Annotated in this window: 13 protein-coding genes; 12 read left to right on the forward strand and 1 reads right to left on the reverse strand. The window is 45.3% G+C overall.

Annotated elements, in window-relative coordinates; genetic code table 11:
* The first annotated feature begins 11 nt into the window (after positions 1-11).
* Genes HQN90_RS05355 through HQN90_RS05365 form a run of 3 tightly spaced genes read left to right on the forward strand, consistent with a single transcriptional unit; the run spans position 12 to position 3288 of the window.
* The gene (locus HQN90_RS05355; RefSeq protein WP_173216797.1) at positions 12-947 is read left to right on the forward strand and encodes an ABC transporter ATP-binding protein; all 936 of its coding nucleotides are present in this window, start codon (positions 12-14) and stop codon (positions 945-947) included.
* A gap of 12 nt (positions 948-959) precedes the next feature.
* Positions 960-2141, forward strand: coding sequence for an ABC transporter permease (locus tag HQN90_RS05360; RefSeq protein WP_173216798.1), 1182 nt, complete (start codon positions 960-962; stop codon positions 2139-2141).
* On the forward strand, positions 2134-3288 hold the full coding sequence (locus HQN90_RS05365; protein WP_173216799.1) for an ABC transporter permease: 1155 nt from the start codon (positions 2134-2136) through the stop codon (positions 3286-3288). The genes HQN90_RS05360 and HQN90_RS05365 overlap by 8 nt, the downstream gene beginning before the upstream one ends.
* 54 nt (positions 3289-3342) lie before the next feature.
* Here HQN90_RS05365 and HQN90_RS05370 read toward each other — a convergent pair whose 3' ends face one another.
* A complete protein-coding gene (locus tag HQN90_RS05370) occupies positions 3343-3447 on the reverse strand; it encodes a YjcZ family sporulation protein (protein ID WP_079420421.1) in 105 nt (34 codons plus the stop codon).
* 224 nt (positions 3448-3671) lie between these two features.
* Between HQN90_RS05370 and HQN90_RS05375 the strand changes: the two genes are divergently transcribed.
* The 9 genes from HQN90_RS05375 to HQN90_RS05415 all read left to right on the forward strand — a co-directional run bounded on the left by HQN90_RS05375 (position 3672) and on the right by HQN90_RS05415 (position 12725).
* A complete protein-coding gene (locus HQN90_RS05375; protein WP_167388055.1) occupies positions 3672-3908 on the forward strand; it encodes a DUF6953 family protein in 237 nt (78 codons plus the stop codon).
* A gap of 214 nt (positions 3909-4122) precedes the next feature.
* The gene (locus tag HQN90_RS05380) at positions 4123-4719 is read left to right on the forward strand and encodes a hypothetical protein (RefSeq protein ID WP_173216800.1); all 597 of its coding nucleotides are present in this window, start codon (positions 4123-4125) and stop codon (positions 4717-4719) included.
* A gap of 249 nt (positions 4720-4968) precedes the next feature.
* Positions 4969-5901, forward strand: a complete 933-nt coding sequence (locus HQN90_RS05385) for a carbohydrate ABC transporter permease (RefSeq protein WP_338042280.1) — start codon at positions 4969-4971, stop codon at positions 5899-5901.
* Positions 5898-6746, forward strand: coding sequence for a carbohydrate ABC transporter permease (locus HQN90_RS05390; protein WP_173216801.1), 849 nt, complete (start codon positions 5898-5900; stop codon positions 6744-6746). Before HQN90_RS05385 ends, HQN90_RS05390 begins: the two co-directional genes overlap by 4 nt.
* Positions 6747-6795: 49 nt before the next feature.
* Entirely contained in the window at positions 6796-8148 is a 1353-nt protein-coding gene (locus tag HQN90_RS05395; protein WP_173216802.1) for an ABC transporter substrate-binding protein, read from the forward strand.
* Between the two features lie 140 nt (positions 8149-8288).
* Positions 8289-9284, forward strand: coding sequence for a LacI family DNA-binding transcriptional regulator (locus HQN90_RS05400; protein ID WP_173216803.1), 996 nt, complete (start codon positions 8289-8291; stop codon positions 9282-9284).
* Positions 9285-9312: 28 nt separating this feature from the next.
* A complete protein-coding gene (locus tag HQN90_RS05405; protein ID WP_173216804.1) occupies positions 9313-10311 on the forward strand; it encodes an N-acetylglucosamine kinase in 999 nt (332 codons plus the stop codon).
* 5 nt (positions 10312-10316) lie between these two features.
* Positions 10317-11618 (forward strand): 6-phospho-beta-glucosidase, encoded by a 1302-nt coding sequence (locus HQN90_RS05410; protein WP_173216805.1) that lies wholly within the window; start codon positions 10317-10319, stop codon positions 11616-11618.
* 102 nt (positions 11619-11720) lie between these two features.
* Positions 11721-12725, forward strand: a complete 1005-nt coding sequence (locus HQN90_RS05415; protein WP_173216806.1) for a LacI family DNA-binding transcriptional regulator — start codon at positions 11721-11723, stop codon at positions 12723-12725.
* Positions 12726-12742 lie beyond the last annotated feature (17 nt).

Raw genomic sequence — 12742 nt, forward strand, 5'->3', positions numbered from 1 at the left:
GAGTGAATGCGATGAGTTTTGTTCAAATAAAAGATGTAGTAAAAAAATATAGCCACCAAATTTCAGTGGATCATTTGAATTTAACGATTCATGAAGGGGAAATCTTCGGGCTGCTTGGACCCAATGGCGCGGGGAAAAGCACAACGATCAAGATGTTAAGCGGCCTTCTGAAAATAGATCAAGGTGAGATGATTGTGGATGGGTTATCCGTAGCCAAGGATGTGCTGGAAGTGAAGCGCAAGATTGGTCTTGTACCACAGGAGCTGGCGATTTTTGAAACGCTAACGGCCCGAGAAAATGTCACCTTTTTCGCCAGATTATACGGGTTAAGCGGCAAGCTGCTGAAAGAACGCGTAGAGGAAGCGCTGGCCTTCGTTGGACTATCCGATCGCGCTCGTGATAAACCGAACTCTTTTTCCGGAGGAATGAAGCGGCGCTTAAACATCGCTTGTGCCATTATGCATCATCCCAAATTAATTATTATGGATGAACCCACCGTAGGGATTGATCCGCAGTCTCGCAATCACATTATGGACTCCGTAAGATCACTTAATCGCATGGGTTCGACGATCATCTACACCTCTCATTATATGGAAGAAGTTTCTGCGATATCTTCCCGGGTGGGCATTATGGATCATGGCCATCTCATTGCTTGCGGTACGCAGGAAGAACTGCGCAGTAAAGTGGCACAGGACAACAAAGTCGTCCTGCAAGTTGCCCATTTAAAGGATGAAGCCGTAAAGGAGCTTAGAGAGCATCCGCGGATTAAGCAAGTAACGGTCCAAGATCAGCTTATTGAGCTGCTGGTCGGCTCCTCGCAAGCCTATTTGCAAGATATCCTGTTCATTTTGGCCAAATATGATGTGAAGATTCAATCGCTCACACAGGTGGAGCCCGATCTGGAGGCCTTATTCCTGTCTTTGACCGGAAGAACCTTAAGGGACTAGGGAGGATTCAGGATGCAGATATGGACGATAGCGAGATATGAAGTGCTGCGAATGCTGCGATTGCGATATGTATTTATTATTCAATTTTTGATGCCGATGCTGCTTATTTTCATCTTGGGCTCGGCGCTTTCCGGCGAATTCAAGGTAGAAGATCACAATTTGAAGTCTGTGAAATTAGCCGTGGTTCAAGGGGATAGCGGGCCAATGAATACGGCGATTACCAGCTTTCTAGAGGCTCCTGAGATCAAAAAGCTGCTTCAGGCTGACCTCGTTGCGTCACGTGCTGAAGCTGTGGATCGGCTCAAAATAGGAACCTCGGAGTTTGCGCTCGTCATTCCAAGTGATTTCAGCAAACAGGTGCTTGCAGGGAACGAAGCGGAGTGGGAGATGATTCTCGGCAATGATTACGGCCAAAATCTGACCGCTCAGATGGTGCTTCGCTCCTTTTTGGATCAAGTGAACCTGAGCCAAGCGGCAATTATCGCAGCAGGTCCGAGTGCGGCTGGACAGCTTCAACGGCATGTCGTGCCTGCTGCTGCTCAGGGAGAAGCTGCATCCCATGTGCAGGTTGGCAATCTGACCACATCCAGTGCCAGTTATACGGCTATGCAGTATTATGCGGCATCCATGCTAGTCATGTTTTTGCTGTACTCCGGCATGTCCACTGCGTTAAGTCTTCAAGCAGAAAAGGAGAAGCATACCCTATCTAGACTAAATGCAATGCCTATTCATGAGTACAAAATTTTAGTTGGGAAAGTATTAGGAAATACGTTCGTTTCCATCTGTCAGGCAGCAGTTATCATTGCGGCTACGATATTATTTTATGGCGTGGATTGGGGGAATTCCTTTTTATTGCTTTTCCTTGTTTGCTTGGGAATCATTCTGGCTTCCATGAGTCTGGCGGTATTGATAACCTTTTTGACCAAAACATCCAAAGCCATCAGCACATCGTTTCAAATGATCATCCTAGTCATGTCTTTCTTAAGTGGAGGGTTCACGCCTTTGCCGGATGGATTGTTGCAGCAATTGGGTACATGTACACCTAATTATTGGGGCATGCAGGGAATGCTTCGCATTATGCTTGGAAGCGATCTGACGGTAATTGGCCACCATTTATTCGTCTTGGCATGTATAGGCGGCGGTTTGCTGCTTGTTTCCCTGATTGCTTACCGAAAGGCGGGATATCATGAATAGTTTATATATTGCGATGAATATGCTGCGCCGTACGCTTTTCCAGAAAAAAGGGTTCTTGATGTACCTGCTCATTCCAGCTGCCGCGGTTTCTCTCATTATCGGAGTGATGGGTAAGCAAACCGATAATCGCGTAGACATTGCTTATATCAACAAGGATCAGGGAACATTAGGGGCTCATCTGATTCATGAGTTATCCTTATTGCCGGAATATCGTCTGCAAGAGCAGCAATCGGAAGCAAGTTTAAAAGAGCATGTCGTAAAGCAAAAAGTCAGTGCGGCGTTTCAGATTCCTGACGGCTTTAGCGAGTCGCTGCTGCAGGGTTCTCCCGCGCAAGTTGATATGTTCCAATTAAACAGCAATGAGGCATCCATTACGCTCAAACTGGCCTTAGACAGCCAAATAGCCAGGTATCAAGATACGACGGATCTGTTTCGCAAACAAAGTCTTCAAGAAGCGGCACTGCGAGAGGCTGTGGAGAAGACGCTAACCCAAATGGAGAAACACCAAGTCAAGGCGCAAATCACGGATCTTGGCTTGTATGTGAATCCGAATATGCATATTGTCATTGGCTTCATGCTCATGTTCATGATGAGCGTCATTAATAATACGGTCTCCGTCATCATGGAGGATCGCAGGATGAGGACTCTGGCGAGAACCTTTACGGCGCCGGTTCGCTCCTTGGAAATTATACTTGGCAATTTCTTAGGCAGCTTCCTCGTAGGAACTTTGCAGGTTGTGGTCATTCTGTTCGTCACACGGTACGTAACGCATTATGAATATGGACTGCCGTTTCTTTCGCAGTTTATCATTTTGGAATTTTTCTTATTGGCGAGTATGGGCATTGCAAGTGCAGTTGCGGGAATGGTGAAAAGCTCGACCAATATGAGCGTCATCAACTCCCTCGTCGTGACCCCCACCTGCATGCTCGGAGGCTGCTTCTGGCCGGTCAGCTTGATGCCGGATTGGATGCAGAAAATAGCCAACTTCGTGCCTCAGAAGTGGGCCATCGAAGCCATTCAGCGGATGGCTTCTGGACAAACCTTGTCCCAAATGTGGATGCACATGGGCGTGTTGACACTGTTTGCTTTGATCCTGCTGGGCATTGGTTCGGTGATTCTTAGACCGGCAGATGCTGAGGCGGGGTAAAAGCAATAAAAGGGCTACCTGCGAAGGCGGGTAGCCCTTTTGTATTTGAATTATTTAGATAAAGAAAGCGCTGGAGATAATTACTAACAAGATGAAAAGTACCAAAATAGCTGCGGAAGAATTATAACCTACTCCGCCTACACCTGCTTCATAACCCATTCAAAATCACCCTTTCGTTTGATATCTCTGTTTCTTTTTCCTTGCATGGTTAGCATATGGCAGTAGGACTCTAAAGGAATGGGCTTTTCAGGTTGACATAGATGATTGTGCTCCTGTACCCATAGGGAAGATAAACTTGAGGGAAATATGGTACAATGTAACGATGTCATGACTTGCCTGCGAGCAGGCTTTTGAAATAGGGGAAGGAAAGGGTGAGAATCCAAATGGCTGTTACGGCAAATGAAGTGGCGGAGTGGATGCTGGAGAGGCTCAAATCCGCAGGAATTTTACATCAAAAAGAAGCCGTTGATTATATCACTCAGCATTATGGGGAATCGTTTATTTATGTAAATGAAAATGGCAATCAAGCGATCTCCAAAGAAGTGAAAAAAATCTTCAAGAAATTACATGGCGGCAAAGCAGCGTGGGAACGTGACGGTTTTTTCTGGGGATGGCAATAAAGAAGGAATATTTGGGAAAATAGGATAAATATTTTCTGTCCCATTAGGCTGAAGCCCGTTTGAACAGGCGTCAGCTTTTTTTGTGCTTTTTTCCTTAAAAAATGTCAATAATCCAAGTTGCTAAAACATAGAATTCATAATAAGATAAGATTAAGAAGATAAGTTGTCTGAATATTTAAACAAAACAAACGCACCAATTATGGAGGGGATTGCCGTGAGTAAGAGTCATGAAGTAGAGTACTGCAACCTAGAGTTACGATTTGATCGCCGGCTGATCCGGAACTTCATTAAAGCGCTCATTCAGGAAGGTTATTCTCTGTATTGGAACGAAAGCGACGTGCAGTTCATCATTTCCATTCGTACCGGACGAAAGCTCATCAAGCTGAAATTCGAACGGATCGGTGAGAAGTATAAAATCGTTGGCAACTATTCCTTCAAGGATGAGAAGCTGGCTGAGATGATGGAGAAGCTGATCGGAGACACACGTGGTCACGCTGTAGTGAAAAGATTCAAGGATCGGCAAATTCTCATTGAGAATATTATGTTCGGTGAAATTATTCGCATGGTAGAAATTAGCGGCATCGAGCATAAAGTGCTGTATCAGAAGGAGCCTGCCGTGACAGTAGAAGAAGTCATGCAAGCGCTGCGATCCAAACGGACTGACGAAAGAATTCCAATTTTGCGTATGGAATTGGATTATGAACTCGCTACGCTTCATGATGCGATGGCTTCAGGCGATGTCAAAGCAGTCGCGGAGAGCAAAATGAAATTAATTGAACTACGACAAGAAATGCTCTTATTGGAGATGTGAGAATGAATAGTGGATTTAAGTAAAAAGAGAGCCTGTATGTAACCATATGGACTCTCTTTTATGTTACAAAAAATTATACTTGTGAATTTAATTGACATCGCATATAATCAACTCATGAAAGTTAAAGCACTTAAACTTTGTGTGAATTCAAACTTTCGTTGAATTTTGAAAATGTTATTTTTATTCATTTTAAAAGGGGGATATCGCGACATAAAGTTAAAGCGGTTAAACTTTAAAAAGATTAAATGATTGCTTAGAAAAACAGTAGAAGGGGGAGCGGTTTCGCTGAGTGCTAGCAGAGGAAGTCGTCGAGAGAGCAAGTACTTTTATATGTTCGTTTCACCCTGGGTCATCGGCTTCATCGTTTTTGCTTTATTTCCAATTGGTGCATCGTTTTATTACAGCTTCACCGAGTACGATATTATTCACTCACCGGTGTTCGTTGGCGTGCAGAATTATACGGAACTTTTCAAAGACGAACAGTTCTGGAACTCGATTAAGGTCACATTGCAGTACACGTTTTTTAGTGTTCCGCTAACGCTTTTGCTATCCTTATCTTTTGCTATGCTGATTAATCAAAAAATTCCGTTCCGCGGCTTTTTTCGGACAGCGATGTATTTTCCCAGCATGATTTCGGGTGTTTCCATGTCATTGCTGTTTTTCTGGGTATTTAATCCGCAAGCTGGATTATTCAATTATGGACTGTCCTTCTTCGGTATAGAGCCGATACACTGGCTTCTCGATCAGAAATACGCTATGTGGGCGCTTATTATTATGTCCTTCTGGGGTATGGGAGCAGGGATGCTCATCTTCTTGGCAGGCTTGCAAGGTGTGCCAGCCAGCTTGTTAGAAGCAGCAAAACTTGATGGCGCAGGACGCTGGAGATCATTTTGGAATGTGACGTTCCCCATCATTTCACCTGTATTTTTATTCCAGCTGATTATTGGTATGATCGATTCTTTCCAGGTATTCACACAAGCGTATGCGATGACGCAGGGCGGTCCCAATTATTCCACATGGTTTTATGTGTACAACATTTATGTAAACGCATTTAAAAATTTCCGCTATGGCTATGCATCCGCCATGTCCTGGCTGCTGCTCCTTGCCGTTATGTTCGTCACCTTCCTCATTATGAAAGCATCCAATCGATTCGTGCATTATGAAGGAGGATCGAATACATGAATAGTACGAAAGCAAGGATTGATCCGATGCAGATCATTGGATTCTTAATCTTAATCATTGTGACGTTTATTATGTTATCACCGTTATGGTTCATGGTGTCAACTTCGCTGAAGACAACGAAAGAGATGCTGGCCTTTCCGCCAACTTGGATTCCGAAAACGTTTGCATTTAGCAATTTCAAAACGCTTTTTACGAATCAGGATTTGAAGTTTGGTCAGCAGTATTTGAACAGCTTCATTGTCGCAGGCTCCTCGGTCATTGGAACGGCGATTTCGTCCAGTCTTGTTGCCTTTGGCTTCTCACGCTATAACACTCGGTTGAAGTCATTATTCTTCATGCTTTTACTGAGTACAATGATGCTGCCGTATCCAGCCATTATGATCCCGCAATTTTTGCTGTTTCGTCAACTAGGCTTGCATGATTCCTTATTGCCGCTTATCCTGCCAGCTTTTTTTGGCTCCGCGTATATGATATTCCTGCTTAGACAGTTCTTTTATTCGCTGCCGAATGAATTGTTCGACGCGGGTAGGATTGATGGCTGCAGCGAGTTTCGCTTGTTCTGGAACTTAACTCTGCCGCTTTCAGGTCCTGTCCTAGCGACGGTATCTATCTTCACCTTCATTTGGTCGTGGAATGATCTGTTAGCTCCTGTCTTATATTTGGATTCGCAAGAGCATTTCACACTTCCGATCGGCATGGCTGCCATGCTTTCTTCCAAGTTCCGCATTTCACCGTGGAATTTGCTGATGGCTGCTTCGATTTTATCCATGCTGCCGATTATCACGCTATTTACGTTTGCTCAGAAACGATTTGTAGAAGGTATTGTGCTTACCGGTATTAAGTAATGAGAGGTTTACTTGATATGATAAATAGCAGACATGGGGAGGAAATAAGATGGAATTCGGCAAAAGAAAAGCTTTCTTGGCATTAAGTCTTGTTATGGCTAGCGCATCCGTGTTGTCAGCATGTTCAGATGGAGGAGATTCTGGGAAAAGCGGTGGCACGGTCACCATTACGCATTATACGATTGATTCGCCAGATCGCACCTTTGTGGAGAAATTGATTCCGGATTTTGAAAAGAAGCATCCGAATATTAAAATTAAAGTGACCAAGGCGCCTTATGAGCAGTTTGACTCCAAGCTGCAATCGGCCATCGCGGCCAAAAATGCTCCTGACGTCACCTCTCACTATGGGTATGGCGGATTCATGGAGTATTACAACAAAGGGATGCTGACAGATCTCAGCGCCATTATGCAAGCGGACGGTTTTAAATCCTCCGATTATAACATTCCCGATGATGTGATGAATATTTATAAAGTCGACGGAAAGTCCTATGGCATTCCCCTCAATAGCTATGTCACTGTTATGCTATATAACAAGGACCTGTTCGACAAAGCCGGGCTTCCTTATCCGCCAACGGATTACAACGATAAAAGCTGGACCTATGACAAAATGGTGGAGTATGCAGCCAAATTGACTGTAGATTCTACGGATATGAATAAAGCCCAGTATGGCCTGGATTTTGGGTGGGGCGAGCGTGATCAGAAGCCGCAGTATTTTGGTGGAAATGTCTACTCCGACGATACCTGGAAAAATGGCGGTAAGCCAACTGCGATCAATTTGAACAAACCTGAGGTCATTGAAGCTTACAAGAAGATTTATGGGTTGATTTGGGATAAAAAGGTATCCCCGACGCCAGCGTTTTCCAAATCGGTATCTGGACAATTTGGCGATCCGTTTCTGTCCGGCAAAATCGGGATGTCCGTCGTAGGTTCATGGAGTTTGGCGGCATCCAGTGATTTCAATTTCAAAGTTGGTGTCGCAGCCGTGCCGCAAGGTCCTAATTCGAAAGTACGCAGTGTCCTGTACGTTGACCCGTTGTTCGTTCTCAAAGATTCCAAGCATCCGAAAGAAGCTTACGAATGGATCAAGTATTTAATTACAGCAGACGTGCAGGAGAAATCCATTGAGCTTAGCGGTGGCAACCCTCCGGTCAACCAAAAAGCGGCTGAGAAGTACTATTCGAATTTTGAAGGCATTGATCCTAAACAAATTCAGCAAGTCTATGATGGGGCCTTCAAATACGGCTTCGAATCCTACAACCATATGATCTCGAACTACTCGCAAATTAATGAGCTGTTCATTAATGAGCTTGCCAGCGTTGAGAATGGTGACAAGAAGGTCGAAGAAGCTTTGCCTGTGATTCAAGATAAGCTAACGAAGTTATTGGAACGTGTGAATAAATAGCTTTGGTCTGTAAGCAGGAGGAATGCATCGCAAGGTGCGGATTTCCTCCTGTATATTTGCAGCGCTAATTGTGTTACTTTGGAATTATGCTGTGAATCACGTGATTACTGCAATAATTGAGCTACAGGAGTTGTTTTTATATGAAGGTAAGCATCTTTGACGTCGCTAAGAGAAGCGGATTGTCGGTCGTCACCGTTTCGCGGGTTATTAATCAAGCTGGCACTGTGCGCGAGAAAAATCGCCAAAAAGTGTTGGATGCCATGAAAGAGTTAGATTATCATCCGAATGCAGCTGCACGCAGCTTGGCTCGTGGCAAGACGGGGATCATTGGCCTTACTATTACCACTTTAAATGATTCTTTCTTGGATGCCGTCGTCAAAGAGATTAACGATCGGCTTGCCGAAAAAGGCTATTTCTTGGCTCTTTCGATATCGACAGAAGTATTCGCCTCTTTTGATAATTCTATGTTCCAAGAGGACCGTGTGGACGGAGTTATTATGCTTTCACCCGTTCATGAGGATGATTATGTCATGGAACTGAAAAAGAAGAAGATTCCTTTCGTCATGCTGGACAATCAGCATGTCCATCCATCTGTTTCCTCCGTAATTATTGATAATTATAAAGGCGGATACGATGCCACGAAACATTTAATTGATCTCGGGCATACGGAGATAGCGCATATTTGCGGCCCTGCTCCTTACTTAAGCAGCAGTGAACGGCTGCGCGGATTTGTAAGTGCGATGGAGGATGCCGGCTTGAATCCATCTTGGATCGAGCAAGGCGATTTCAGCATTACTTCCGGTTATAAAGCAACAAGCAGCTGGATAGAGTCTGGAAAACTGCCAAGCGCCATATTTGCTGCAGATGATTTAACCGCGTTTGGCGTCATTGACGCGCTTAAGAATGCGGGCTACAAAATACCGCAAGATGTTTCGGTGATTGGTTTTGACGATCAAATATTTTCAGCTGAGTTTCACCCGATGTTGACGACCATTCGACAACCGGCAGAGAGCATGGGGCGGCATGGCGTTGATCTGCTGTTGAAATGGATTGATGGAACCGTCAAGCGGAACACGACTGTGCAGCTGGAACCGGAATTAATTATCCGTGAATCAACAGGTAGAAAACTAAACTAGAAATGACGGACATTCAGGAGTTGTGAGTATGAAGTATTATTTGGGTGTGGATGCAGGTGGAAGCAAAACGTATACGTTAATAACCGATGAGCAAGGAAATATTATCGGCAAAGGGCACAGCGGGAATGGCAATCATCAATTAGGTGTGGATCAAGCTCGCGCTAATATCACGACTTCCGTTGAGATGGCGCTGCAGCAAGCTAATCTGACACGCAGCGATATTGAGTTTGCTTTTTTTGGTTTGGCTGGTGCAGATCGACCGATTGACTATACAATACTGCGTCCATTGATTGGTGAACTTGGGTTTCCGCAACATGAGATCGATTGTGACACTATGATTGCACTTAGGGCAGGGACGGCACAGCCTTATGGGGTTGTGCTTATTTGCGGAAGCGGGACGAATAGCGCCGGGAAAAATCAGCAAGGCCAGTTCTACCAATGCGGAGGTTTCAACTATCAATTCGGCGACTTCGGCGGGGGAGGAACCTTAGCGGTGGAAGCTTTCCGATCGGTGATCCGTGCTTGGGATGGCCGAGAAACGCCCACACTCTTGACCAATCTTCTATTGGAAGCTCTCGGATTCAGCAATGTAAAGGATATGTTTGATGATTTTATGGATAACAACAAGTCCGTTCCGCTGCATACAGCCAAATTGCTGTTTCAAGCCGCGCATCAAGGTGATGAAGTAGCTACGCGAATTCTCCGTATTCAAGGCGAGGAGCTGGGCAAAGCCGCAACAGCTATCATAAAGCGATTGAATATGGAACAAGAGAGCTTTAACGTCGTATTGGCTGGCAGTGTTATCGCTAGAGGCGAAGGAGCTTACATTCAAGCTTATATCGAACAAGCGGTTAGTGAAATTGCTCCAAATGCAACACTGGTCAAGTTGAATGTAGAGCCTGTAGTAGGCGCCGTATGGCTTGCAATGGAAGCCGGTGGCAAAGCACTTTCAGCTGAGGTCTATGAGAAGCTCAAAACCGTAAGTGATTATCAATCCATACAACTACTAGACAAGACAAGGATGTGAGTACAATGAGAGAAGCGTTGAAAATAGCGATCATTGGCGGAGGTTCCTCCTATACACCGGAAATTGTGGAAGGATTTATTTTAAGCTATGCAAAGTTGCCTGTGAGAGAGCTATGGCTCGTTGATGTGGAAGAAGGCAAGCATAAGCTGGAGATTGTTGGTAACCTGGCAAAACGAATGATTGCCAAATCGGGCCTGCCTATCGAGGTTCACTTAACGCTGAATCGTCGAGAAGCTATCGCAGATGCGGATTTCATCAGTACTCAGATGCGAGTAGGTTTGCTAGAGGCCCGCAAATGGGATGAGCATATCCCCAATAAACACGGCATTATCGGCCAAGAGACGACAGGTCCTGGTGGTATGATGAAAGCTCTTCGCACAATTCCCGTGCTGCTTGATATTTGCAAGGATATTGAAGAGTTAAGTCCGAACGCTTGGCTTCTGAACTTTACGAATCCTGCAGGCATGGTGACAGAGGCGATTCATAAATATTCGAAAGTCAAAAGTATCGGGCTATGCAATGCGCCAATTGGTCTTCACAAATGGTTGATGAACAAATATGAAGCCAAAGCCGACCAGATCTACACGGAATTCGTAGGCCTCAATCATTTGCACTGGGTCACTCGCGCAGAAATTAATGGTGAGGATAAACTGAGTGAGCTGCTTGATCGCCGAGAAGAATACAGCGGCAAAAACGTACCAGCCAGCGAGTGGGATGCAGATTTCTTGCGTTCATTGCAAGCATTGCCCTCTTACTATTTAAAATACTTCTATATGACGGATGCCATGCTGGAGGAGCAATTAGCTTCATTGAAGGAAAACGGCACGCGCGCCGAGGTCGTCAAACGGGTGGAGGACGAATTATTCGAGCTCTATCAGGATCCGGATTTGCAAGAAAAGCCCAAGCAGCTTGAGAAACGCGGCGGCGCTTATTATTCGGAAGCGGCTGTCAATCTGATGGTTTCCCTTTATAATGACAAGCGGGACATCCAGACGCTTAACGTGATGAACGATAACACGATTGATTTTCTGCCAAAAGATGCCTGCATTGAAGTGAACTGTATTGTAACCGCTCAAGGCCCGATACCCATCGGACTAACCAAAGTGCCAGAACATGTGAAAGGACTTATGCACGCAGTCAAAACGTATGAGCGCCTTACCATTGAAGCCGCGGTTACCGGCAGCAGAGATTTGGTGCTTCAGGCGCTTGTTCATCACCCGCTTGTGCCTTCCGTGTCCGTGGCTAAGACCTTGATGGATGAAATGTTAGAAAAGAATAAGCCATATTTGCCTGCATTTTTTGCTTAAATATGCGGCAAGCTAAACTCCCTGAGAAGGGAGTTTTTTTGTTGAAAAAGACTATTGTTAACGTGTGCATAGATGTGGTATGCTTCTGATAGAGGTGAAGCTATGAGCGTTACCATTAAGGACATTGCCAAGCTGGCAGGTGTGTCGCATACGACCGTGTCCAGAGCGCTGAACAACAGCCCGCTCATTCAAGAGGAGACGAAAGAACGGATTCGAGTCATTGCCGAACAGCTGGATTATACGCCGAATTATAGTGCGAAGAGCCTTGTGCTCGATCGTTCCTATAACCTAGGACTCTTTTTTACCACACTCAGCAAGGGGACATCCGCAGGCTTCTTCTATGAAGCGATACGTGGTGTCAATTCGGTCATTCAGGATCGCTATCAGCTCATTGTCAAAGGAATCGACGACTATACGAGCTTTCACTCGATCACCAGGAAAAGCTTCGATGGCATTATTATTGTCAGCCAAAGCGACGACGATCAAGCGATCATTGATCACATCGCCGCCAAAGGCATTCCGCTAGTGGTTCTCAATCGTCCTGTGACTACGTCAGGCGTACTGAATGTACTCTCGGACGAGGAACAAGGTGCATTTCTTGCAGCCAGCTATTTAATCGAGCAGGGTCACACACGGATAGCTTTGATTGAAGGCCGCCAAGGCTTCAAATCCGCACAGAACCGGAAAGACGGCTTCGAGCGGGCGATGGAACATCATCGCATTCAAGTGCCGGAGGCTTACCGAATGCCAGGTTTGTATGATTTGGAAAGCGGACATCAAGCGATGCAGCAGTTTTTGACGCTCAAGGAAAGGCCGACCGCTGTATTTTGCTGTAATGACGAAATGGCGCTGGGCGCAATGAAAGCGGTCTCGGAAGCAGGCTTGCAAGTGCCGCAGGACATGTCTGTTGTTGGGTTTGACGATACGGTATTTGCTGCCTATGTCACTCCTGCGCTTACAACGGTTCGCCGCCCGATTGAACAGATTAGCAAAGAAGGAGCTGTTCGCCTTCTTGGAAATATAGAAAACAAACAGCACGAAACGGAGCAGCTGCTCTTGAAAACAGAACTGATTGTGCGGGAATCCGTACGTTCACTTTCATTATAAAGAAAGAGGGATCACCT

Source organism: Paenibacillus alba (genome assembly GCF_013204855.1).
In the GTDB taxonomy this organism is placed as follows: domain Bacteria; phylum Bacillota; class Bacilli; order Paenibacillales; family NBRC-103111; genus Paenibacillus_E; species Paenibacillus_E alba.

Excerpts from the sequence above, each read along its gene's own strand:
- HQN90_RS05355 (WP_173216797.1), top strand. The coding sequence starts at position 12 with ATGAGTTTTGTTCAAATAAAAGATGTAGTAAAAAAATATAGCCACCAA.
- HQN90_RS05360 (WP_173216798.1), top strand. The coding sequence starts at position 960 with ATGCAGATATGGACGATAGCGAGATATGAAGTGCTGCGAATGCTGCGA.
- HQN90_RS05365 (WP_173216799.1), top strand. The coding sequence starts at position 2,134 with ATGAATAGTTTATATATTGCGATGAATATGCTGCGCCGTACGCTTTTC.
- HQN90_RS05370 (WP_079420421.1), bottom strand. The coding sequence starts at position 3,447 with ATGGGTTATGAAGCAGGTGTAGGCGGAGTAGGTTATAATTCTTCCGCA.
- HQN90_RS05375 (WP_167388055.1), top strand. The coding sequence starts at position 3,672 with ATGGCTGTTACGGCAAATGAAGTGGCGGAGTGGATGCTGGAGAGGCTC.
- HQN90_RS05390 (WP_173216801.1), top strand. The coding sequence starts at position 5,898 with ATGAATAGTACGAAAGCAAGGATTGATCCGATGCAGATCATTGGATTC.
- HQN90_RS05395 (WP_173216802.1), top strand. The coding sequence starts at position 6,796 with ATGGAATTCGGCAAAAGAAAAGCTTTCTTGGCATTAAGTCTTGTTATG.
- HQN90_RS05400 (WP_173216803.1), top strand. The coding sequence starts at position 8,289 with ATGAAGGTAAGCATCTTTGACGTCGCTAAGAGAAGCGGATTGTCGGTC.
- HQN90_RS05405 (WP_173216804.1), top strand. The coding sequence starts at position 9,313 with ATGAAGTATTATTTGGGTGTGGATGCAGGTGGAAGCAAAACGTATACG.
- HQN90_RS05410 (WP_173216805.1), top strand. The coding sequence starts at position 10,317 with ATGAGAGAAGCGTTGAAAATAGCGATCATTGGCGGAGGTTCCTCCTAT.
- HQN90_RS05415 (WP_173216806.1), top strand. The coding sequence starts at position 11,721 with ATGAGCGTTACCATTAAGGACATTGCCAAGCTGGCAGGTGTGTCGCAT.